Source organism: Bacillus pretiosus, from assembly GCF_052947655.1.
In genome coordinates this window covers 3,872,286-3,894,388 of record NZ_CM129593.1, presented here as the reverse complement: position 1 = coordinate 3,894,388, position 22,103 = coordinate 3,872,286, and the positions used below count along the sequence as shown (strand labels likewise).

25 protein-coding genes and 1 pseudogene are annotated in these 22,103 nt (G+C 34.8%); 18 read left to right on the top strand and 8 right to left on the bottom strand.

Annotated elements, in window-relative coordinates; genetic code table 11:
• Window positions 1-2: 2 nt before the first annotated feature.
• A complete protein-coding gene (locus ACU8YW_RS19830) occupies window positions 3-140 on the top strand; it encodes a YvrJ family protein (protein WP_000393345.1) in 138 nt (45 codons plus the stop codon).
• Between the two features lie 94 nt (window positions 141-234).
• On the opposite strand, the gene ACU8YW_RS19825 is transcribed toward ACU8YW_RS19830, so the two are convergent.
• Entirely contained in the window at window positions 235-1,011 is a 777-nt protein-coding gene (locus ACU8YW_RS19825; protein WP_000258444.1) for a 3-hydroxybutyrate dehydrogenase, read from the bottom strand.
• Window positions 1,012-1,206: 195 nt separating this feature from the next.
• Here ACU8YW_RS19825 and ACU8YW_RS19820 point away from each other — a divergent pair, with 195 nt between their 5' ends.
• The 4 genes and pseudogenes from ACU8YW_RS19820 to ACU8YW_RS19805 form a co-directional block, all read left to right on the top strand.
• Entirely contained in the window at window positions 1,207-1,539 is a 333-nt protein-coding gene (locus ACU8YW_RS19820; RefSeq protein WP_097889645.1) for a PadR family transcriptional regulator, read from the top strand.
• The gene (locus ACU8YW_RS19815; RefSeq protein WP_426933840.1) at window positions 1,539-2,306 is read left to right on the top strand and encodes a DUF1129 domain-containing protein; all 768 of its coding nucleotides are present in this window, start codon (window positions 1,539-1,541) and stop codon (window positions 2,304-2,306) included. The genes ACU8YW_RS19820 and ACU8YW_RS19815 overlap by 1 nt, the downstream gene beginning before the upstream one ends.
• 13 nt (window positions 2,307-2,319) lie before the next feature.
• The gene (locus tag ACU8YW_RS19810; protein ID WP_426933839.1) at window positions 2,320-3,081 is read left to right on the top strand and encodes a DUF1129 domain-containing protein; all 762 of its coding nucleotides are present in this window, start codon (window positions 2,320-2,322) and stop codon (window positions 3,079-3,081) included.
• Window positions 3,082-3,091: 10 nt separating this feature from the next.
• Window positions 3,092-3,228, top strand: a pseudogene (locus ACU8YW_RS19805) (DNA-binding protein); the annotation flags it as partial.
• A 15-nt stretch (window positions 3,229-3,243) separates the two neighbouring features.
• On the opposite strand, the gene ACU8YW_RS19800 reads toward ACU8YW_RS19805, so the two are convergent.
• On the bottom strand, window positions 3,244-3,861 hold the full coding sequence (locus ACU8YW_RS19800) for a hypothetical protein (protein ID WP_048546188.1): 618 nt from the start codon (window positions 3,859-3,861) through the stop codon (window positions 3,244-3,246).
• A gap of 160 nt (window positions 3,862-4,021) precedes the next feature.
• On the opposite strand from ACU8YW_RS19800, the gene ACU8YW_RS19795 reads away from it, so the two are divergent.
• The 3 genes from ACU8YW_RS19795 to ACU8YW_RS19785 all read left to right on the top strand — a co-directional run bounded on the left by ACU8YW_RS19795 (window position 4,022) and on the right by ACU8YW_RS19785 (window position 6,190).
• The gene (locus ACU8YW_RS19795) at window positions 4,022-4,315 is read left to right on the top strand and encodes a DUF3928 family protein (RefSeq protein ID WP_000288327.1); all 294 of its coding nucleotides are present in this window, start codon (window positions 4,022-4,024) and stop codon (window positions 4,313-4,315) included.
• 110 nt (window positions 4,316-4,425) lie between these two features.
• A complete protein-coding gene (locus ACU8YW_RS19790; RefSeq protein ID WP_000540530.1) occupies window positions 4,426-4,875 on the top strand; it encodes an NUDIX hydrolase in 450 nt (149 codons plus the stop codon).
• Between the two features lie 139 nt (window positions 4,876-5,014).
• The gene (locus ACU8YW_RS19785) at window positions 5,015-6,190 is read left to right on the top strand and encodes an acetyl-CoA C-acetyltransferase (protein ID WP_000552069.1); all 1,176 of its coding nucleotides are present in this window, start codon (window positions 5,015-5,017) and stop codon (window positions 6,188-6,190) included.
• Window positions 6,191-6,221: 31 nt separating this feature from the next.
• Here the strand turns inward: ACU8YW_RS19785 and ACU8YW_RS19780 are convergent, their stop codons facing one another.
• Both ACU8YW_RS19780 and ACU8YW_RS19775 read right to left on the bottom strand, forming a co-directional pair.
• On the bottom strand, window positions 6,222-6,947 hold the full coding sequence (locus ACU8YW_RS19780) for an AAA family ATPase (protein WP_000567976.1): 726 nt from the start codon (window positions 6,945-6,947) through the stop codon (window positions 6,222-6,224).
• Between the two features lie 10 nt (window positions 6,948-6,957).
• Window positions 6,958-7,227, bottom strand: coding sequence for a hypothetical protein (locus ACU8YW_RS19775; protein ID WP_088064331.1), 270 nt, complete (start codon window positions 7,225-7,227; stop codon window positions 6,958-6,960).
• A gap of 148 nt (window positions 7,228-7,375) precedes the next feature.
• Here ACU8YW_RS19775 and ACU8YW_RS19770 point away from each other — a divergent pair, with 148 nt between their 5' ends.
• Entirely contained in the window at window positions 7,376-8,104 is a 729-nt protein-coding gene (locus ACU8YW_RS19770) for a DUF4184 family protein (RefSeq protein ID WP_088064330.1), read from the top strand.
• Between the two features lie 36 nt (window positions 8,105-8,140).
• Complete coding sequence (locus ACU8YW_RS19765) at window positions 8,141-8,905, top strand: CREC-EF hand family protein (RefSeq protein WP_048546181.1); 765 nt, start codon at window positions 8,141-8,143, stop codon at window positions 8,903-8,905.
• Window positions 8,906-8,951: 46 nt separating this feature from the next.
• Here the strand turns inward: ACU8YW_RS19765 and ACU8YW_RS19760 are convergent, their stop codons facing one another.
• Window positions 8,952-9,383, bottom strand: a complete 432-nt coding sequence (locus ACU8YW_RS19760) for a DUF3997 domain-containing protein (RefSeq protein ID WP_000758773.1) — start codon at window positions 9,381-9,383, stop codon at window positions 8,952-8,954.
• Between the two features lie 131 nt (window positions 9,384-9,514).
• Here ACU8YW_RS19760 and ACU8YW_RS19755 point away from each other — a divergent pair, with 131 nt between their 5' ends.
• The 3 genes from ACU8YW_RS19755 to ACU8YW_RS19745 all read left to right on the top strand — a co-directional run bounded on the left by ACU8YW_RS19755 (window position 9,515) and on the right by ACU8YW_RS19745 (window position 10,824).
• Window positions 9,515-9,970 carry an RDD family protein gene (locus ACU8YW_RS19755; RefSeq protein ID WP_000769076.1) on the top strand — a complete coding sequence of 152 codons (456 nt, stop codon included), beginning with the start codon at window positions 9,515-9,517 and terminating at the stop codon, window positions 9,968-9,970.
• Window positions 9,971-10,151: 181 nt separating this feature from the next.
• Complete coding sequence (locus ACU8YW_RS19750; protein WP_330938843.1) at window positions 10,152-10,250, top strand: flagellar motor protein; 99 nt, start codon at window positions 10,152-10,154, stop codon at window positions 10,248-10,250.
• A gap of 64 nt (window positions 10,251-10,314) precedes the next feature.
• Window positions 10,315-10,824: an SDR family NAD(P)-dependent oxidoreductase gene (locus tag ACU8YW_RS19745; protein ID WP_426933838.1), complete on the top strand. Its 510-nt coding sequence runs from the start codon at window positions 10,315-10,317 to the stop codon at window positions 10,822-10,824.
• A gap of 66 nt (window positions 10,825-10,890) precedes the next feature.
• Here the strand turns inward: ACU8YW_RS19745 and msmX are convergent, their stop codons facing one another.
• Window positions 10,891-11,991, bottom strand: a complete 1,101-nt coding sequence (msmX, locus tag ACU8YW_RS19740) for an oligosaccharide ABC transporter ATP-binding protein MsmX (protein WP_087985102.1) — start codon at window positions 11,989-11,991, stop codon at window positions 10,891-10,893.
• Window positions 11,992-12,255: 264 nt separating this feature from the next.
• Here msmX and malL point away from each other — a divergent pair, with 264 nt between their 5' ends.
• Window positions 12,256-13,932, top strand: coding sequence for an oligo-1,6-glucosidase (gene malL, locus ACU8YW_RS19735; RefSeq protein WP_088064329.1), 1,677 nt, complete (start codon window positions 12,256-12,258; stop codon window positions 13,930-13,932).
• Window positions 13,933-13,972: 40 nt separating this feature from the next.
• On the opposite strand, the gene ACU8YW_RS19730 is transcribed toward malL, so the two are convergent.
• Window positions 13,973-15,733, bottom strand: a complete 1,761-nt coding sequence (locus ACU8YW_RS19730; RefSeq protein ID WP_426933837.1) for an alpha-glycosidase — start codon at window positions 15,731-15,733, stop codon at window positions 13,973-13,975.
• Window positions 15,734-16,056: 323 nt separating this feature from the next.
• Here ACU8YW_RS19730 and ACU8YW_RS19725 point away from each other — a divergent pair, with 323 nt between their 5' ends.
• From ACU8YW_RS19725 to malR, 4 genes are all read left to right on the top strand, one after another.
• Complete coding sequence (locus ACU8YW_RS19725) at window positions 16,057-17,316, top strand: extracellular solute-binding protein (protein WP_000709925.1); 1,260 nt, start codon at window positions 16,057-16,059, stop codon at window positions 17,314-17,316.
• A gap of 64 nt (window positions 17,317-17,380) precedes the next feature.
• On the top strand, window positions 17,381-18,682 hold the full coding sequence (gene malC, locus ACU8YW_RS19720; RefSeq protein WP_426933836.1) for a maltosaccharide ABC transporter permease MalC: 1,302 nt from the start codon (window positions 17,381-17,383) through the stop codon (window positions 18,680-18,682).
• Entirely contained in the window at window positions 18,683-19,525 is an 843-nt protein-coding gene (malD, locus tag ACU8YW_RS19715; RefSeq protein ID WP_001022607.1) for a maltosaccharide ABC transporter permease MalD, read from the top strand.
• 283 nt (window positions 19,526-19,808) lie between these two features.
• Complete coding sequence (gene malR, locus ACU8YW_RS19710) at window positions 19,809-20,840, top strand: maltose operon transcriptional repressor MalR (RefSeq protein WP_048546170.1); 1,032 nt, start codon at window positions 19,809-19,811, stop codon at window positions 20,838-20,840.
• A 4-nt stretch (window positions 20,841-20,844) separates the two neighbouring features.
• Here malR and ACU8YW_RS19705 read toward each other — a convergent pair whose 3' ends face one another.
• A complete protein-coding gene (locus ACU8YW_RS19705) occupies window positions 20,845-22,008 on the bottom strand; it encodes an aminotransferase A (RefSeq protein ID WP_088608087.1) in 1,164 nt (387 codons plus the stop codon).
• Window positions 22,009-22,103: the final 95 nt, after the last annotated feature.

Sequence of the window (22,103 nt, the reverse complement as noted above, 5' to 3'; positions counted from 1 at the left end):
AGATGGAAGAGTGGATCAGGATGGTAGGTAATGTAGGGTTTCCGATTGTTGTAACATTATATTTACTCCATCGTATTGAAAGTAAATTAGATGGGGTAATTGTTGCAATCGAGAAACTCCCTAAACAATTACTAAAGTAGGAAGGTCCTCGCGATAGAAAGTAAAATAAAGTTTGCTCTTCGTGAGCAAACTTTATTTTTTACCCCGCATTAATGGGCAGTAAAAGCCTTCACTTTATTGAGCAGTATAACCACCATCGATAACAACGGCTTGTCCAGTTATACCTCTTGCTTTTTCACTCGCTAAAAACATAGCATAATCAGAGATTTCTTGTACTTGCAATAAGCGTTTTTGTGGTACAAGTGGATAAATAACATCTTCTAAAACATTTTCAAGTGGTACATTTCGTGTAGTAGCTAAATCTTGTAGTTGATTACGTACAAGTGGGGTATCGACATAACCAGGACAAAGCGCATTAACGGTAATTCCGTGAGTAGCGCCTTCTAAAGCGGCAACTTTTGTTAATCCGATTACGCCATGCTTCGCGCTATTGTAGGCGGATTTTCCTGCAAATCCAACGAGGCCATTAATGGAGGCTACATTAATAATTCGGCCATACTTTTGTTTTTTCATGATTGGGAAGGCATGCTTAATTGCGATAAAAGGAGCGATTTGCATAATTTTAATAAGTAGTTCAAACTTTTCAGTTGGAAAATCTTCAATTGGTGAAACGTGCTGCATTCCTGCGTTGTTAATTAATATATGTAATGAACCGAAATGAGTAACGGTTTGAGAAATTGCAGCGGTAATTTCTTCTTCAGATGTAACATCACATTTTAAACCGATAGCTTGATAGCCTTCTTTTTGTAATTGTTCAGCAGCTTCTTTTGCACGTTCTTCAAGACGATCGGTAATGACAACTTTTGCACCTTCTTTTGCGAAAGCGTTTCCCATTTCATAACCAATACCGCTTGCAGCACCTGTTAAAAAGACAACTCGATTTGTAACCATGGTGAAAAACATCCCTTCGTAATAAAGTTCTCATATTGCTCTATTTAGAGAGTAGATAATAAAAATCCTGCAAAGATTTGGAAAAATATTGTTAGCTATCTTGTTTTGCAAAATAGCCTCTGCTATACTATTTTGTAAAGCAAGATACTTACGCTTATCTATCTTGTAAAACAAGATAGTGGGAGGATTTGAATTATGTCGACAAGTCAAATGCTGAAAGGGATTTTAGAAGGATGCTTACTTGCTATTATTTCTGAAGGTGAAATATACGGTTATGAAATGAGTGAAAAGCTAGCGAAGTATGGCTTTACTATGGCGAGTGAGGGAAGTATTTATCCGCTATTAATACGAATGCAAAAGGAAGGATTAATAACAAGTGTAATGAAGGAATCTCCATCTGGTCCAAAGCGGAAATATTATACATTAACAGAAAAAGGCGAGGAAGCACTTAATGAATTTATGGATCGCTGGGAAACGATGCAAAGTAGTGTAGAGCGTCTACTTGAGGGGAAGGGGAGAAAAAAATAATGTTATCAAGTGAAGCACGAAAGTTTTTATTAGATATGAGATTATTTTTAGTAGCAAAGGGTGTGAAAGAAAGCGATATTGAAAATTTTATAGAAGATGCAGAACTTCATTTAATCGAGGGTGAGAGTGATGGGAAAAGTGTAGAAGATATTTTCGGAAGCTCACCGAAAGAATATGCAAATGAACTTGTAAAAGTAATGGAAAGAGATAGACAGGAAACGTGGAGACAAATTGGTTTTACAGTAATGAATATCGTATCGTTTTGGATTATTGCTTCTATCCTAATAGTGAATAACGGATTATTACAGATCTCACTTATTCAGTGCGTTGGGTATAGTTTGTCATTGATTTTAGTTGTTATAGGTCCTAATTTTTTACTTCGCAAAATGACCTTCGTAACAAGCTTTACAAAAACGTGGTTTTCTATGTGGTTTTTAGTTATGGTAGCGCCAATGTTTTTAATGGGGGCTGTTACGATATTAGATGTAATCTATCCTACCAAAACGTTTACATTCACCCAAACGCAAAGTTATATATTAGCTGGAGCTATTTTTATGATCACAGTAGCGATAAATATATATTTTGAAGAATGGTTTAAAAACTTATATTTAATTATTCCACTTTCGATTATGTTACTGTTTAAAACATTTACATCAGAAGATCTCGTGCCAATGTTATTTCAAATTATATGTTTATACGGAAGTTTGTTTATTTTAATTTTCCTTGAAATTATGATGAAGACGAATAGAAGAGAAACGGTTAAATAAGGGAGGGGTTATCATGCAGATTTCTAAAGAAGGAGAAAAGTTTTTAATCGATACGAAAGTGTATTTAATAACAAAAGGAATGAAAGAAGAAGATGTGGACGCTTTTATAGAAGATGCAGAGCTTCATTTAATAGAAGGTGAGAAAGAGGGAAAGACGGTAACGGATATATTTGGTGATTCACCAAAAGAGTATGCGGAAGAATTGGCGAAAGAGATGGAGAAGGATAAAGGTGGGAGTATAAAGAGTATTCTTGCGATGATAATTGGTATTGGCGGGTATTGGATATTAACTCATATTTTATTTAATAATCCAAATCAGCAATTTACACTAACGAATATACAGTTAATTGGCTATCCTATCGTCTTAATCATTACGATTATTGGAACCATTGTTGCGTTTAGAATGTCTTCTTTTAAAAATAAATTTGTAGAGTTCGGAATTATTTACATAATAGTAATGGTTCCCATTTTATTATTAGTATTATTGATGTTTGTTGATAAATGGTACGGTACACCTATTTTGCAATTATCGACAATGCAAACATATATATTAGCAGCAAGTATCTTTTTATTACTTTTCGTTGGAGAAGTGTATGTCCTTGGTTGGATGGGTGTTTTGGTGCTAATTGTTCCTTTAGCGATTATGTTTATATTTAAAGGATTAGAAGAAAAAAATGTATTTTGGGGAATTGCAAAGATATTACTTATGTATGGAGGTATATATGGGTTAATGAGATGGTCTTTAAAAATTGAAGAGAGAAAAAGTGTAAACTAGTATTTCAAAAAAGTGGCTGCTCTGGATATACAAAAAATTATTTCCAAAGAAATACTATATTTTGATTTTTAGAGGGATTCGTTTTAGGTGTATAGTGTATCCTTTGCAGCCGGTATATCGTTTATTAATTGGAATAAATTGTTTTAAACAGTAACATGACAGTTACTGTTTTTTTCTTTGTAATAAAGAACTTTGTAAAGAGAGTGCTTTTTGTTCGTTTGTTAATAAGGATTGAATATGGACGTTTTCAGGACGAGGTACGATAGGGTACATAAGATTTGTTGGAGAAGGATGGTGCTCCGAGCCGGTTAGGGAATGAGGATCTGCGTGAGTAAGTTTTCCGTGAACACGTCTTGTAAATAAAATATGACCGACTTCGTGAGCGAGCGTATATATATTTTTCATGGGAGCAGCCGAATTTGTTAAAACGATATAACCAGTAAGTTGCTGTTGTTTGGCTAAAGAGTACGCGCAGGCAATTACGGCTGTTTCTTTGAAATAATCACTGCCAATATAACAAATGTAAAGGTCGCATTCAGGAGCTTCATTTACACATGTTTGGAAAAAGGATGCTAATTTTTCCTGACTTTGAATAGAATTTTTATAACTAATTTCACGGTCAGAAAAACGAAAAAGTTCATTTAAAATAATTACGTCTTTAATTTGAAATGTAATGGGGTGCCAAATTGATTCTGCAACTGCTAAATCTTTTGCGATACGGTCATCAGAAATATCGGCGCCTGGAGTAATGCAAATACATATATTGACGTATGGATCCATAAGGAACACCTCAACTGAAAAAATTCTTTCTATAATATATGTTGGGAAAAGACCCTATGTATGGATAAAAACCTTGTTTATTACAAGTCGAAAAAATTTCATAGTTCTATAACATGGTGTGGTCATCTTTTTGATATAGTAAAGAAAAGGGGGAGAATATATGTATACATTAAAAATCGTTTCAGACAGAGAAGCACTTTATCAATTTGCGAGTTATGTAAGAGTTGTACAAGGGGTTGAAGATGTATATGTAGAGGTGGGAGAACCTTTATATGAACATCCATTAATGAAGTTTTATGTACATATTAAGCTGGAGGAAACATATGAGCAACATAAAGCGTTACAAGAAATAGCAAGATTAGTAGAATTAGGGCGTTTTACATACGTTCATTATCGTAATGATGAAATTGAAGAAGCTTTTGAAGCTGTAAAATATGAAAGTTTTAAGAAATAAAAATGGAAAAAAGGAAGCGAAAGCTTCCTTTTTTTTCTTGGAAATTACATCAACAAAAGGAGAAGAATTTTGTTATGATAAGGGAGGGTGAGGAAAGGAGAATTTACATAATGGGGTATATTGAAGAGTTACGCAAAGTTGTTGGGACAAGACCACTTATTCTCGTTGGATCAGCAATAATTATACTAAATGATAATCAGGAAGTATTGCTTCAATATCGTTCAGATACATATGATTGGGGTGTACCTGGCGGCGCGATGGAACTAGGAGAAACGACGGAAGAAACTGCTCGCCGAGAATTATTCGAGGAGACGGGATTAACTGCAAAAATAATGCAATTTCTAGGTGTCTTATCAGGAAAGGAAGTATATTTCCGTTATCCTAATGGGGATGAAATTTTTAATGTTATTCATCTGTATCAGGGGCATCATGTGAGTGGAGAATTAAGGCTTGATCATGAGGGATTGAAGCTTCAATATTTTCCGGTAGATAAGTTACCAAAATTGAATGAAACGACAGAGAAAATTTTACAAAAATTTTTATATGCATTAACAGAATAGAAGGTTAATTCCTTCTATTTTTATTATATTAAATATTTTGATTTTTTAGTATGTTTATAGTATGATAGATGCAGACATACATCTTATGGAATTTCACCTAAAAACTGACTAGGGTACATAAGAGAGGGGCAAGTGCAAAATGCATAATGTTGTTATTACAGCTGCAGTTCGTTCGCCAATTGGAACTTTTGGAGGAGCGCTAAAAAATGTAACGCCAGTAGAATTAGCGGTTCCTGTACTTCAGGAAGCTGTAAAACGAGGCGGGGTAGAACCACACGAAGTTGATGAAGTAATTTTAGGTCATTGTATTCAAAGAACTGATGAAGCAAATACTGCAAGAACAGCTGCATTAGCGGCAGGATTTCCTGACACAGTTACGGGTTATACAATCCAACGCCAATGTTCTTCAGGTATGCAAGCAATTATGTCAGCTGCAATGCAAATTCAATTAGGTGTAAGTGATGTTGTTATTGCAGGTGGAGTAGAAGCAATGAGTTCAAGCCCTTATGCATTAAAACAGCACCGCTGGGGACAACGTCTACAGCACGGAGAAATTCGTGATACGGTGTGGGAAGTACTAGAAGATCCGATTCATCATATTATGATGGGTGAAACGGCTGAAAATTTAGTTGACCAATATGAAATTACAAGAGAGGAACAAGATGAAGTTGCGCTTCGTAGTCATACATTGGCACTGCAAGCCATCGAGTCTGGATATTTTGACGAGCAAATTGTTCCTATTACGATAAAAGAACGTAGAAAAGAAATAGTATTTTCGAAGGATGAACATCCACGTGCAGATATTACAGCGGAAAAATTAGCAGGATTAAAACCAGCTTTCCGTAAAGATGGATCTGTAACGGCAGGGAATGCATCTGGCCTTAATGATGGAAGTGCGGTTCTAGTATTAATGAGCGAAGAAAAAGCGAAAGAAAAAGGCTTACAACCGTTAGCTAGAATTGTTGGATATTCAGTAGCTGGAGTAGATCCGAAAATTATGGGTATTGGACCAGCACCAGCAATTCGTAAAGGGTTAGAAAAAGTAGATTGGTCATTAGAAGATGCTGATTTACTGGAAATTAATGAAGCTTTCGCGGCTCAATACCTAGCTGTAGAGAAAGAATTAGGTTTAGACCGTGAAAAAGTGAATGTAAACGGTAGCGGTGTAGGACTTGGACATCCAATCGGTTGTACAGGAGCTCGTATTACTGTAAGTTTAATTCATGAATTGAAGAGACGCGGTTTAGAAAAAGGAATTGCTTCTCTATGCGTCGGTGGCGGTATTGGGGTAGCATTATTTATAGAAGCACTATAAAAAAGAAGCAGCAATCGCTGCTTCTTTTTTATTAAGAATCAAATAAATGATGAAATAATCGATCACGATTTTCAAAGAAAAGTTTTGTCGTTTGGTAATGCTCGGTTTCTTCTAATGTGGATTCATGAATCCCTTCTTGTGTTAAAGAATATATAGTGGATTCAGGATAAGCCATTAAAATAGGAGAGTGCGTCGCGATAACAAATTGTGAACCTTGTTCCGCTAGTTCGTGCATTCGAATAAGCATGGAAAGTTGCCTCATTGGTGATAGAGCGGCCTCAGGCTCATCTAAAATGTATAAACCTTGTCCTGAAAAACGGTTCATAAATAAGGAAAAGAATGATTCACCATGGGATTGTTCGTGAAGTGAAACACCGCCATAAGATTTTATAGCGTCTATCTCATCAATATAAGAAGCAACGTTATAAAATGATTCAGCACGAAGAAAGAAACCGTCGTTTGGTGTATTGAAACTTTTAGAAATTCGAAGGTATTCATGTAAAGATGAATGTGAATCGTTTGTGCTAAAGCGGAAATTCTTCGTTCCACCTTCTGCATTAAATCCTAAAGCGATTGCAATTGCTTCGAGTAATGTTGATTTTCCCGTTCCGTTTTCTCCAATAATGAATGTTACATTTGGATGGAAGGCAAGTGATTGTAAAGTTCGGATAGCGGGTAGACAGTAAGGATATGCGGAAAAACTAGGGATATTTTCTTTTTTTAATGTGACATTTTTTAAAAAGGGTACGTCAATCAATATATAAACCTCAATTCATAACGGATTTTGATTCTAAAAAAGCAGCAAATACAAGGGTAAGACAGCTTGCAAATAGTATTGTATATTGAAGTGCGCCAAAGCCAAGACCTTCCCAGCCTAAAGTCATTCTCTTCCATATGAAAATAAAAAAAACGCTTATAAAACCAACGAGAGCAGGCATATATTTTATAATTTTTAAGTGCTTCCACAGAAAAAAGCCGATGTATGTAAGTACAAAGAAGATAAGCAGAATGAGAAAAAAGGCAAGTGTTAATGACACGTGAACCTCTCCTTATTTTCTGAATATTTCATGTGGATTATAACATGTAAACTATCATATTCCAATGTGAAAATAAATATTGCATCAAGATCAATTCTCTCGTTATGATAGATGGTATTCTATTGAAGATATGAAAAGGAGTTAAAACATGCCGTTTACATTTGCGCATCCAGCAGCAGTTCTTCCTTTTGTGAAAAAGCGTTCTCAATATATTTCAGTAACGGCTCTTATATTAGGCAGTATGGCGCCTGATTTTGAATATTTTTTACACTTTAGACCGTATGGTGTTATTGGGCATACATGGCTTGGATTCTTATATTTAAATTTACCACTTGTATTTCTGTTAGCATATATGTATCATTACATTTTAAAAAAGCCGTTTATAACACATTTACCTAAACCATTTGCTGGCTATTTTGCATATGCAGTAGATGAGAGGTGGGGGCTTCATACATGGAAGGATTTCTTTGTATTTTGCTATTCTGCTTTATTTGGTATGCTCACGCATGTCGTTTGGGATGCATTTACTCATAATACAGGCTATTTTGTTACGAAGATACCATTGTTACAAAGAGGATTACATAGTATCCCGGTGTATAAATATATGCAACACGGGAGTACATGTGTTGGTTTCTTATTACTATTATACGTACTATGGAAGTATAAAGATGAAACAGGGAAAGATTTTATGATAGCTTCAGAAAAAAGGAAGTATTGGGTTTCGGCAATCATTTTCGCAGCTCTAGTATTTATCGTTCACGCATTAGTAGATCCCTATTTTCATATTTTCCAAATAGGGGGTATAATAGTATCTGGACTGACAAGTTCCTTTTGTGGAATTCTCATTGTTTCTATAGTCTACAAAGCAAAGGACTAATTTATATTAATGAATGATAGTGTTAGGAGAAATTATATGATGAAAGCATGGAAAAATATTTTTGTTTTATGTAGTTTTCTTCTTATGTTAAGTGGTTGCTTCCATCAAGAAGAAAAGAAAGTTGAACCGAAGAAGAAAGAATCTATTCCTGAAACAAAAGAATATGGTGGGCGTGAGCTGAAAAAAGTAGGACAAAAAGTGAAAGAAACAGGGTGGGGTACTTTTAAGTTAGAACAGATTCAATCTGTAAATCAAACATTTGAAGTAGCACCAATGAAAATTCACATACAAGATGTAAAAGTAATCTCTTTATCGCAGATGAGTAAAGATGCAAAAAATGCATTAAAAGTATTTACGGCATTAACTCCTGAAGAAGTAAAGCGTAGATTAGGAGATAAAGTAAGTCAAGAAGATGCGGAGTTATATGCATCGATAAGTGGTACAGAGATTAGTGATACGATTCGTTACGTTGAAATTACATATAAGGTGGAAAATAGCGGGAATAAAAATATGCAATTTTTCTCTATGAATGATGTTACGATTAATGATAAGCAACATTTTAAAGTAGCAACTCAAAACTTTTTATATGATGAAGATACGCTCGTTGGTACAAAAAATGTATCAAGGGAAGACTATAAGCCTGGTGAAACAAGAGATGGTATTATCGGCTTAATACTTGATGATGGAAAAGAAAAGGTAAAGGATATTAAGTTTACAACAGATAATGTAGTCGCAGCAGATACAGAAACGCAAGATGTTGTAAAAGAGGCACAAACTTTTAATATCTCACTTTCTGAGTAGGGGATTTTTAAAAACATAAAAGAAAAAACAGTCAGCGTTAAAAATATTATGCTGACTGTTTTTTCTTTTCTTTTATGTATGAATCTACATTTTGAAAAGGTACCTTAATTTTAAATGCATCTTTTTGTTCATTAAATTGCTTTTCATTATAAGGACCAAAACGTTTATTATGCTTTACGTCAATAATCCAATAATGCTCACTTTTTTTATTTGCAATTGCTCCGTCAGGGTTATTCGGATCTGACTTTTCCTCAATTTGTTTTGCAATAATGTATTTATCATCCCAAGCTATGTCTGTAATTTTTGCAGGAATGTATTGTGTGGCATATACAGCATCTTGCGATGGGAAAAGTTCAAATGCATTTCCAGAAGTACGTATGAGTTCGTATTCATCGTTAATCGTATAAGTTATATGATTTGTATTTCCAGCACAACCGGCTAATAGGAATGCGACGAATAGGATTATCCATTTTTTCAATATGGGAACCTCCTTTACAATGCTGTTGTAACACATTGTACAAGAAAAGTAAGAGAAACGCTAGTTTACAATGTTTTTTAGAAGTGGTACGATGAGACGGGTAAAGAAGGATATGAAGGAGTCGACATAAAATGAAGTTAAAGATGCATCGTCCAGCGCTTGTAATGAATCGCATAGGTGCTTCCCTAATTGACATGTTTTTAATCTCGGTTATGTATGGTGCAGTAGTAGCTATTATGACCGGAAATTATAGTGCTATTTTTAATCGCTTTAATATTAGTTTTGGTGATTATAGATATGATCTCGCAGTAGTTTTTATATTAATGGCGATATATTTTATTTTGGTACCCTTTATTTGGAACGGTGTTACACTTGGTAAAAAGGTAACGAGAATAAAATTAATTTCATTGAAGAGTGAAAAGTTAACATTACAAACATTAATTATAAGATTTTTTGTATTGTTATTACCGAACATATTGCTACTTGGAATTCCGATATTATGTAACGTATATATGATGTTATTCCGCAAAGATAATTGTGGTTTTCAAGATTTAATTACAAAAACAAAAGTGATAAGTCTTGTATAATAAAACAGAGACCTTTTTATACATAAAATAAGAAGGTCTTTTTTAATTATATAAATATATTTTAAAGGATATATAATAAGAAAAAGTTAATCCATATCATTTTTGATTTCAATAGATTGAAAATTAAGAAAATGTTATAATGATTAAAATAATATCTTTATATAATAAGGGGGAAATTGAAATGACTAGGGGTAGCGTAATCTTTTGGGGGATTTTAATTTTCATCGGTTTAGTTTTCGATCAGCGTAATAGTAAGAAAAAAGAAGGAGTAAAAAAGTAATCGCTTACAAATTAATAAGCAACTTTTCTTGCTTGCAGACTAATCTCATAAAGGAGTATACTGAATGACGGTAAGACTTACAGAAGGGGTAATGAAAATGAAGCTTGCAGGAAAAGTTGCTATCGTAACTGGCGGTGGCATCGGTATTGGACGTAATACAGCTCTTTTGTTGGCTAAACAAGGCGCAAAAGTAATTGTGACGGACATTGATCAAGAAAGTGGACAAGCAACAGTGGAGGAAATTACGAATCTAGGCGGAGAAGCACTTTTTGTATCCTATGATATGGGAAAGCAAGGAGATTGGCAACGCGTTATCAGTATTACTTTGAATGCATTTAGTCGCATTGATATGCTTTTTCAAAATGCTGGTTTATATAAAATAGATTCTATTTTTTCTCGCCAACAAGAGAACGATTCCAATGTACTTTGTATTAATGACGTTTGGATAGAGATAAAACAATTAACGTCATCTTTTATGAAAAAGCAAGAAGAAGTGGTGCTGAGTGACTTACCGATTTTCGGTATTATTGGCACGAAAGGACAATCATTTCATACAGTAGAAGCCCTCGTATAATAATGAAAACCGCCCTCAAAGTATGTGGACGGTTTTTTTGTATGTTATACAGAGGAAAATTATTTTTTAACGAATACGTTGTTCAGTTTGATTATCAAAGAAATGTGCTTTATTCATATCAAATGCTAGTTTAATTTGATCTCCAGGTGAAAATGTATGTCTTGCATCAACACGTGCTGCAAAATCTTGATCTCCAAGTTTCATATATAAAATAGATTCAGCACCTAGTAACTCAGCAACTTCGATTTTTGTTGTGAAGGCAGTAGATTGTGAAGCTTCTAAAAATAATAGTTCATCATGAATGTCTTCAGGACGAATCCCTAAAACAATTTCCTTATTTACATAGCCTTGTTCACGTAACATCTTCATTTTTCCTTCAGTTACTTTGACTTTTAATGAATTATCTATAACGAAATCGGTTTCAGTCAATTTACCACGGAAGAAATTCATTGCTGGAGAGCCAATAAATCCACCAACGAAAATATTTTCAGGTGTTTCATATACTTCTTTTGGAGTTCCGATTTGTTGAATTTTTCCGTCTTTCATAACAACGAGACGTGAAGCCATTGTCATTGCTTCTGTTTGATCATGTGTTACGTAAATTGTTGTCGTTCCAAGACGGTGATGTAATTTAGAAATTTCTGAGCGCATTGCAACACGTAATTTAGCGTCTAAGTTGGATAAAGGCTCATCCATTAAGAATACTTTCGCGTCTCGAACAATCGCTCTCCCTAACGCAACACGTTGACGTTGTCCACCAGATAACGCTTTCGGTTTTCTATCTAAATATTGTTCCAGGCCTAAAATTTTTGCTGCATCTTTCACACGACGATCGATTTCATCTTTTGGTATTTTTCTAAGTTTTAATCCAAATGCCATATTATCATACACACTCATATGTGGATATAAAGCATAGTTTTGGAAGACCATTGCGATATCGCGATCTTTTGGAGGGACATCATTCATTAGCTTACCATCAATTGAAAACTCTCCTTTTGAAATATCTTCAAGTCCAGCCACCATTCGTAATGTTGTAGATTTTCCGCATCCAGAAGGACCGACAAATACGATAAACTCTTTATCTTGAATGTGTAAATTAAAATCTGTTACAGCTGTTACATTATTATCATATATTTTATAAATGTTTTCTAATTTCAATTCTGCCATGGTATTGCCCCCTAGAAAAAATTATGCAAACGTTTTCTTTGAGTTCATTATAAACTAATAGATTCAAAAAATAAACAAAAAAATAAAACGTTTTCATTTGTTAGAGGAATATTAGTAATTTGCGTATGTTTTCTTAGAAAAATAAGAATAAAAGTTGTAAGCGCTATTTTAAATTAAGAGAGAATCTGTTATCATTCATTAATGAAAACGTTTGCGCCTTAAAAAACAGAGAAAATCGAATTATTAATGAAATGGGGTAGCATAATGGAAAAACAGTGGTGGAAAGAAAGTGTAGTATATCAAATTTATCCTCGTAGCTTTATGGATAGTAACGGTGATGGTATTGGGGATCTTCGTGGGATTATTTCAAAGCTAGATTACTTAAAAGAATTAGGGATTGATGTCATTTGGTTATCACCGGTCTATGAATCTCCAAATGATGATAATGGTTATGATATAAGTGATTATTGTAAAATTATGAATGAGTTCGGAACAATGGAAGATTGGGATGAGCTATTACATGAAATGCATGAACGTAATATGAAACTTATGATGGACTTAGTTGTTAACCATACTTCTGATGAACATAATTGGTTTATTGAATCACGTAAATCAAAAGATAATAAATATAGAGATTACTATATATGGCGTCCTGGAAAAGAAGGAAAAGAGCCGAACAACTGGGGAGCAGCTTTTAGTGGATCTGCATGGAAGTATGATGAAATGACAGATGAATATTATTTGCATCTGTTTTCTAAAAAACAGCCGGATTTAAATTGGGATAATGAAAAGGTAAGACAAGATGTTTATGAAATGATGAAGTTTTGGTTAGAAAAAGGAATTGATGGCTTCCGTATGGATGTTATTAATTTTATTTCTAAAGAAGAGGGATTACCAGCTGTTGAAACCGAAGAAGAGGGGTATGTTTCAGGTCATAAGCATTTTATGAACGGTCCAAACATTCATAAATATTTACATGAAATGAATGAAGAAGTATTGTCTCATTATGATATTATGACGGTTGGTGAAATGCCTGGTGTAACGACAGAAGAAGCGAAAATGTATACTGGAGAAGAACGAAAAGAACTGCAGATGGTATTCCAATTTGAACATATGGATTTAGATTCGGGAGAAGGCGGAAAATGGGATGTAAAACCATGCTCACTTCTTACTTTAAAAGAGAATTTAACGAAGTGGCAAAAAGCATTAGAGCATACAGGGTGGAATAGCCTGTATTGGAATAACCATGATCAGCCACGCGTTGTATCTCGTTTTGGTAATGATGGAATGTATCGCATTGAATCTGCGAAAATGTTAGCGACGGTGCTTCATATGATGAAAGGAACACCGTATATTTATCAAGGAGAAGAAATCGGAATGACGAACGTTCGATTTGAGTCGATTGATGAATATCGAGATATTGAAACGTTAAATATGTATAAGGAAAAAGTGATAGAGTGCGGTGAAGATATAGATAAAGTGATGCAGTCTATCTATATAAAAGGCCGAGATAATGCTAGAACACCGATGCAGTGGAATGATAAAGATCATGCTGGATTCACAACAGGTGAGCCTTGGATTACGGTAAACCCTAACTACAAAGAAATCAATGTGAAACAAGCGATCCAAAATAAAGATTCAATTTTTTATTACTATAAAAAATTAATTGACCTACGCAAAAATAATGAAATAGTTGTGTACGGATCATATGATTTAATATTAGATAATAATCCTTCTATTTTTGCATATGTAAGAACATATGAAGAAGAAAAACTTCTTGTTATTGCAAACTTTACGGCGGAAGAATGTGTATTTGAATTGCCTAAGGACATTAGTTATAGTGAATCAGAGTTATTAATACACAATTACGACGTAGAGAGTGGATCGATAGACAACATTGTATTACGTCCATATGAAGCGATGGTATTTAAATTAAAATAAGAAAAATCCTTATGCCACATCTTGGCATAAGGATTTTTTATTACCATTTTAAGATTGAGAATCCGTATGGAGGAAGTGTAACTTGTAATACACTTGCTTCCGCTGAAAATTCTTCGTTTGTATAAATGTTAATAATTTTCTTTCCAGTAACATGGAGAGGGAGTGAAGCTGTAACATCACTATTAGTCGGATTTAAAACGAAAAAGATAGTTTCATCTTCATATGTTTTCGTATAAGAAATATAATTATGTTCATCATTTGCTTCGATGAATTGGAAAGTACCATGTCCTCCAAATGCTTTATATTGCTTTCGTAATGAAATTAATGTTTGTATATGTGTAAATAATAGATGATCTTGTTCTTTCGTATCCCAAACCATACATTTGCGACAATCTGGGTCCATACCACCGTCCATACCAATTTCGTCTCCATAATAAATACAAGGAGAGCCGATGAAGGAAAGATGGAATACATAAAGTAACAGTAACTTATTTTTATCTCCGTTACATGTTGTCAATATTCTTGGTGTATCATGACTGTCTAATAAATGAAACGCTGCTTCATTTACATTCATAGAGTAGGAATGTAGAGATTCTGTAATTTGTTTCATAAATTCATTTGCTTTAATGGAATCATTAGCAAAGTAAGACAGTAGAGCGTTTGTAACAGGGTAGCTCATTACAGCATCAAATTGATCTCCTTGTAGCCATGGAAGTGCATCGTGCCAAATTTCTCCTAAAATATATACTTCAGGATTTAATGCCTTTATCTCACTTCGGAATTCTCTCCAAAAGCTGTGGTCTACTTCATTTGCTACATCAAGGCGCCAACCATCTATATTGAATTCTCTTACCCAATAACGCCCTACTTCAAGTAAGTATTCTTTTACATCTGGGTGTGCTGTATTTAATTTAGGCATATACGGTGTAAACGCGAAAGTATCATAATTCGGGAGTGGCTCCGTTACAATTGGAAATTCATGAATATGGAACCACTCTTTATAAGCAGACTTCTCACCGTTTTCTAGTACGTCTTGGAATTTATCGAAAAAGTATCCACTATGATTAAACACGGCATCGAGCATTACTTTTATACCGTGTGTATGACATGCCTGAACGAGTTCTTTGAACGTTTCTTTCGTCCCGAATTGCGGATCGATTTCCATGTAGTCAATTGTGTCATATTTATGGTTTGAATGTGCTTTGAAAATAGGTGTGAAGTATATTCCCGAAATTCCAAGCTTAACAAGATAATCGAGGTTTTGAATAATACCAGCAAAATCTCCGCCGAAAAAATTAGTTGGAGTTGGCTCAGCGCTTCCCCAAGGAAGAGTGTTTTCTGGATTTAGTGCACGATCTCCATTAGCGAACCGTTCTGGGAAAATTTGATACCAAACGGTGTCTTTAATCCAAGAAGGTGCTTGAAACACATCATTTGCATGAATAAATGGCAAACAGAAAAAGTTACCAACGTCATCATTTGGAATACTGGAAAAAAATCCTCGCTCTGCATAAATAAGCGTTTCTGTATCATTTTTTAATTCGAATCCATAACGTAAGCGCTTAAATTTAGGCTCGATGGAAATGGACCAATAATCAAACAATGCAGTAGAACCAGTTTTTTTCATCGGTGTGCTTGATGTAATCCATTTCCCGTCTTTCCATTCATAAGGATCACCGTAAATAAGAGTGGCGCTTTGAACATCTTCTCTTTTAGTACGTATTCGGATATGAATCGTTTTTTCATCATAAGCGTATGCGTAATTATCTTTTGGCCTATGATAAATAGCTTCTTTAAGCATATAGAAAATCCCCCTTTAATATCTCCATGCATATTGTTCCCTTAAGTATAATAATAAAGTATATGTTGCAAACGATTGCTTTTTGCATAGCTTTAATATTGCTTATAAGAGTAGTATTCATTTCATATAAAGTCAATGTATAAGGAGTGTAGTAATAATATTTTAAAATTAATATTTGCAAAATGAATAAAAGAATGTATAATGAGAGACAAATAGCGCAAACGTTTTCATAGATTGAGATATTGTTTGTGCTTCTATTAAACCATTTAATGCAAACGTTTTCAATTAGTAAGGTACATATACAATTTAGGGAGGTTTTTGGGATGAAGAAAGCATTATCATTATTAACGGTTTCAGCATTATCAATTGGTATGTTATCTGCATGTGGGCCGAAAGATTCAGGGAAGAAAGAAGAAAGTAAAGCGAAGAAAGATTACGATCTTCTCGTTTGGGAAGATGATAAAAAAGGTGTTGGTTTAGAACCAGCAGTGAAAAGTTTTGAGGAAAAATATAAAGTAAAAGTAAAAGTCGTTGAAATGCAAATGACAGATCAAGTGAAGAAGTTACGCCTTGATGGACCAGCGGGGACGGGACCAGATGTTGTAACATTGCCACATGATCAAATTGGAAACGCAGTAACAGAAGGTTTACTTTCTGAAGTGAAAGCTGATGATGCTGTGAAGAGTAGATTTACTGAATCATCAATAGAAGCACAGACATATAACGGGAAATTATATGGTTTACCAAAAGCAATTGAGACACCAGTCTTTATTTACAATAAAAAATTAATGCCAAAGGCACCAGAAACGATGGACGAGCTGTTTAACTTCTCAAAAGAATTTACGAAGGATGGCAAGTATGGATTTTTAACACTAGGAGATAACTTCTACTTTGCTAATGCATTCATGGCAGGTATGGGTGGTTATGTGTTTGGTGAAAAAGATGGAAAGCCAAATGCAAGTGATGTTGGATTAAATAATAGTGGGGCAGTACAAGGTGCTGAATATCTTCAAAAATGGTACAAAGAAAAGTTATTCCCGAAAGGTATTATCGGTGAATCTGGTGGACCTGCTGCTGATGGACTATTTAACGAAGGAAAAGCAGCATCTATCATGAATGGTCCATGGGCGTTCCAAGCAATGGAAAAGAACGGAATTGATTATGGCGTTGCTCCAATGCCGAAATTACCAAACGGTCAACCAATGAAAACATTTGTTGGGGTTAAAGGGTGGCATGTAACAAGTTTCTCTAAACAAAATGATTTAGCTACAAAGTTCACTGAATGGGTAACAAATGAAGAGAACGCAAAAATTCGATTTGAGAAAACAAAAGAAATTCCTCCAGTAAAAGCAGTAATGGAAGATCCAATCATTAAAGATAATGAAGCTGCAAAAGCAGTTGCAACACAATCTGAAAATGGAATTCCAATGCCGAACATTCCAGAAATGCAAGAAGTATGGAAACCAGCTGGAGATGCGCTTCAATTAGTTGTTACGGAAAAAGAGGCACCAAAAGCAGCACTTGACAATGCAGTGAAGCAAATTAAAGGTAATATTGAGGCAAATCATAGTAAGAAAAAATAAGGTGAAATTCGTGCCTCTCATATGAGGGGCATGAATTCTCTCCCAGAAAAAAGGGGGAAGGAACATGCAAACATCTATGGAACCAGCAAACGGTTTAAACGGTTCAAAGCATAGGAAAATGGCAACCATGTTATCTATCATTCCAGGCGTGGGCCAAATGTATAATAAGCAATTTGTAAAAGGGCTTATTTTTCTAGTATTAACAGGTTCATTTATTGTAGCCTTTGCTGATTTATTAAATATGGGATTATGGGGAATTGTAACGCTAGGTACAGAAGTTCCACGTGATCATTCTGTCTTTCTATTAGTAGAAGGAATCTTGGCACTCATCGTCATCGTTTTTGGACTCGGAATATATGCATTTAATTTATATGATGCATACCAAAATGGGAAGAAACGTGATATAGGAACACCTTTAAACTCTGTAAAAGAGCAATACCGTAATTTACTAGATCAAGGTTTTCCATATTTAATGGTTTCACCAGGTTTTCTATTACTTATCTTTGTAGTTGTATTTCCAATCATCTTCGTAATTTTAATTGGATTTACGAATTATGATTTATACCACTCTCCTCCAGCTAAATTAGTAGATTGGGTGGGCTTCAAAAACTTTATTGATATCTTTACATTACCGATGTGGAGAGAGACATTTTTAAGCGTATTTTCTTGGACTGTCATTTGGACATTCGTTGCAACGACATTACAAGTTGCGCTTGGTATTTTCTTAGCGATTATCGTAAATCAGCCTGGTATTAAAGGGAAGGCAATTATTCGAACAATCTTCATTTTACCGTGGGCGGTTCCAGCATTCGTATCTATTCTTGTTTTCTCTGGTATGTTTAATGAGACATTTGGAGCAATTAACAATCAAGTATTAGTTTTATTTGGAATCGAAAAGATTGCTTGGATGACAGATCCATTTTGGGCAAAAATTGCTTTAATTATGATTCAAACGTGGCTTGGATTCCCGTTCGTCTTTGCAATGACAACAGGTATACTGCAATCGATTCCAGGGGAGTTATATGAAGCTGCTACAGTAGATGGAGCTACAGCTTGGCAACAGTTTCGTAAAATTACATTGCCACTTGTTCTATATGCAACAGCACCAATATTAATTACGCAATATACGTTTAACTTTAACAACTTTAGTATCATCTATCTATTTAACGGCGGAGGTCCTGCTGTAGCTGGACAAGACGCAGGTGGAACAGATATTTTAATTTCATGGATTTATAAGTTAACGATGACTTCGGCGCAGTACGGGAAAGCGGCAGCTCTTACAATGATCTTATCGTTAATCGTTATTACAGTTGCGTTATGGCAATTTAAGAGAACAAAATCATTCCAAGAAGAGGATATGATGTAAATGAATATTAAAAGACAAAAGATGTTACGTCTCTCATTAAGTTATCTCGTTATTTTCGTAATGTGTGCCATCATTTTCTATCCATTATTATGGATTATTGGCTCATCGTTTAATCCGGGTGATAGTTTATCTGGATCAAGTATTATTCCGCAAAATGCAACGTTAGATCATTATCGTAAGTTATTAGATTTAGAGAATAGTAATTATTTACTATGGTATAAAAACACATTAAAAGTAAGTGTTATAACGATGATTTTCTCAGTGTTAGCAATTAGTTTTACTGCTTATGCATTTTCAAGATACCGTTTTGTTGGAAGAAAAAATGGTTTATTAACATTTTTAATTCTGCAAATGATTCCAAACTTTGCGGCGCTAATCGCTCTATACGTATTAGCACAGTTAACAGGGTTAATCGATACGCACCTCGCATTAATTTTAATTTATGTAGGCGGAGCAATTCCAATGAATACATGGCTTATGAAAGGATATTTTGATACGATTCCGAAAGAATTGGATGAGTCAGCTCGTATGGATGGGGCAGGACATTTCCGTATTTTTTGGCAAATCATTATGCCACTTGCAAAGCCAATCGTAGCGGTTGTGGCGTTATTCACTTTCATCGGTCCATTTACAGATTTCATTTTAGCGAGTGTTATTTTGCGCACACCAGAAAATTATACGTTAGCAGTTGGGTTATATGAAATGGTAGCGAAGAAATTTGGTAATGAATTCACAACGTTCGCAGCGGGTTCAGTATTGATTGCAATCCCAATTTCAATTTTATTCCTATCACTACAAAAATACTTTATCTCTGGTTTAACTGCTGGAGGTACGAAAGGATGAAAAATGGGACATTATGTCCCATTTTTCTTTTCATCTCCCTATAAAAAGCTTTATAGGGAGATGAAAAGAGATTTGACATCACATATGAAAAGAAGTGAAATAAATAGTATATTATAGTATAGGAAAAAAGAGCTATATCCCTTACAATACATGGAGAGGGAGAATATGATAGGTATTACAAGATAGAATCAATGAAAGTTTATGATTGCTCCTATTACTTGCAACGGGTGCAAGATTAAAATATATAACAAAATGGCAGAGAAGTGAGAGGAGGGGGATTTTTATGACAGTTACAATTAAAGATGTGGCGAAGAAGGCGAATGTAGCACCATCTACCGTTTCTCGTGTAATTGCTGATAATCCAAGTATAAGTGAAAAAACAAAGCGTCGTGTTCGGAAAGTAATGAGTGAACTAGGGTATCATCCCAATTTAAACGCAAGAAACCTAGCTAACCAAACAACAAAAACACTTGGTCTTGTTATGCCAAGTTCTGCAAGTAAAGCTTTTCAAAATCCGTTTTTCCCAGAAGTTATAAGAGGGATTAGTTCATTTGCACATGTGGAAGGGTATGCGCTTTATATGTCGACAGGTGAGACGGAAGATGAAATTTTTAATGGTGTTGTAAAGATGGTACAGGGGCGCCAAATTGGTGGCATTATTCTTTTATATTCAAGAGAGAATGATCGGATTATTCAATATTTGCATAAACAAAATTTCCCGTTTGTTTTAATTGGGAAACCGTATGATCGAAAAGATGAAATTACATATGTAGATAATGACAATTATACAGCTGCAAGAGAAGTAGCAGAATATTTGATTTCATTAGGTCATAAACAAATCGCGTTCATCGGCGGTGGATCAGATTTACTTGTAACGAGAGATCGTTTGGCTGGTATGAGTGATGCTTTAAAATTAGCGGACATTGTATTACCAAAAGAGTATATTTTACATTTTGATTTTTCGAGGGAAAGTGGTCAACAAGCCGTTGAGGAGTTAATGGGACTACAGCAACCACCGACAGCAATTGTGGCAACGGATGATTTAATTGGACTTGGTGTGTTAAGTGCTCTTTCTAAAAAAGGATTCGTTGTACCAAAGGATGTTTCCATTATAAGCTTTAACAATGCTTTATTATCAGAAATTGCGAGTCCGCCACTTTCGACAGTTGATGTGAATATTTATCAACTAGGATATGAGGCAGCAAAAGCTTTAGTGGATAAAGTAGAGAATGCAGAGTCTACTGCAAAGTGTATTATTATTCCTCATAAATTACTAAAGCGCCAAACTTGCGATCATTATGCAACAAAAAGCTGAGAGTTTAACTCTTAGCTTTTTGTTGCAGAAAGGCCTCTAATCGATCACAGCCTTCTTTTAAAGTTTCAATACTATACGCATAGGACAAGCGAAGATAGCCTTCACCATATTCAGAAAATGCAGTTCCAGGAACGACAGCTAGTCCAGCTTCTTTGACAAGGTCAAGTGCAAAATCAAATGATGAAGATGTTAAATGACCAACATATGGGAATAAGTAAAATGCACCTGTTGGCTTTTCAACTGTTAAGCCCATTTGAATGAGTCGATTATATACATAATCGCGGCGTTTCTTGTATTGATGACGCATCATTTTTGGTGCATCTTTAGCAGCTGTTAATGCTTCAATTGCAGCATATTGAGCGATTGAAGTAGCACACGTTACGTTGTATTGATGAACTTTTAGTATATGTCCTGCTAAATAGCTTGGTGCGAATAATAGACCGATACGCCAGCCAGTCATAGAATGAGATTTTGATAAACCGTTAATGACGATAGTCTTTTCACGCATTTCTGGGAAATGAGCGATAGATGTATGCTTTTGTTCATATACAAGTTCGCTATAAATTTCATCAGAAAGGACGAAAATATTTTTATCTTTTAAAACAGTTACAATACCCTGTAATTCTTCTTTTGATAAAGTTACACCAGTTGGATTAGAAGGATATGGCAGTACGACGCATCTTGTTTTTTCTGTAATAGCATTTTCTAGCGCTTCGGCTGTTAAACGGAAGCCAGTTTCACGAACATCGATAAAAATAGGTGTAGCACCGCATAATCGAATAATTGGTTCGTATCCTGGATAAATAGGGGCAGGTAAAATAACTTCTGTTCCTGGCTCTAAAATCGTTCGGAATGCAATATCAATTGCTTCACTAGCACCGATTGTAACGATGGTTTCGTTTTCAGGTGAATACTGTAAATCGTAGTTATCTTTTACAAAGTTACAAGCTGCCTTGCGTAATTCTAGTAAACCAGCGTTATGTGTATAGCTTGTATAATTTTCTGTAATAGCCCGTTTTGCCGCTTCTTTTACGAGAGAAGGCGTAGGGAAATCGGGTTGTCCAATTGTTAAAGAGATAAGATTATCATAGTTTTGAATCATGTTAGAGAATTGACGGATTCCAGAAATTTGGATGTCTTTCACTCTAGGATTAATGAATTGTTCCATTGTATCTCCCTTTCTTCCGTTTGAAAATTAAGTTCATTTTAACATATTTTCTATGATTTCGCTTGCGTATATGTTATGTAGAAAGAGAGGGATAA